At 57.6% G+C, this 583-nt stretch carries 2 protein-coding genes; both read left to right on the forward strand.

The features are described 5' to 3' along the window. A partial coding sequence (locus ACCQ08_RS26045; RefSeq protein WP_373451386.1) for a hypothetical protein occupies window positions 1–204 on the forward strand: 204 nt, incomplete at its 5' end. After that, window positions 201–431 carry a hypothetical protein gene (locus tag ACCQ08_RS26050; RefSeq protein WP_312462338.1) on the forward strand — a complete coding sequence of 77 codons (231 nt, stop codon included), beginning with the start codon at window positions 201–203 and terminating at the stop codon, window positions 429–431. The genes ACCQ08_RS26045 and ACCQ08_RS26050, both read left to right, overlap by 4 nt. The last annotated feature ends 152 nt before the right edge of the window (window positions 432–583 follow it).

A 583-nucleotide genomic window follows, 5' to 3' on the forward strand; every position in this document is an offset into this window, starting at 1 on the left:
AGGCCAAGAAGGAGGAGTGAGATGCGACTGAGAACCGCCCTGAACCACCTGCAGCTGGTGTTGCACTCTGCAGAAGCAGCAGAGGAACGGCTGCAGAAGCGATATGGACCTGCCATGCCTCGCTCAGCCCGCGCATTCGATAAGCGAACGATCGAGGCACTGCGCCTGATTTTGAACAAGCCCGCCCCCAAGGAAGCACCATGACCGACAAAAGCCAGCTCGCCTGCGGAATCTTTCACGATATGCATTGGCCAGGGAATGATGTCAGTGGCTGCTACCTGCCAGATGGTCACGACGGGCCGCATGAGTACAAGGACGAGAAGGGAAAAGCTTGGTGCTGGGAAACCGATCTGACCTGCGAATGCTCTCACTGCAGGCGCTGCGAGGGCGATTACTGCACTGAATACTGGCCAAAGGAACAAACACCATGACCGACAAGACAGAAGCACAGCCCGAAGCGCTGCGGCTGGCCGCCGAGTTCGAGGATTGCATTCGAATAGACGCTATACCGTCAATCAACGACGTGAAGAAATCAGCCGCCGAACTGCGCCGCCTGCACGCCGAGATACAGCAGCTCAAGGCC

It is taken from the genome of Comamonas sp. SY3, assembly GCF_041730275.1.
Lineage (GTDB): Bacteria > Pseudomonadota > Gammaproteobacteria > Burkholderiales > Burkholderiaceae_C > Comamonas > Comamonas sediminis.

What these genes read in the sequence shown, in the direction of transcription:
- ACCQ08_RS26050 (WP_312462338.1), top strand. Translation starts at nt 201, where the DNA reads ATGACCGACAAAAGCCAGCTCGCCTGCGGAATCTTTCACGATATGCAT.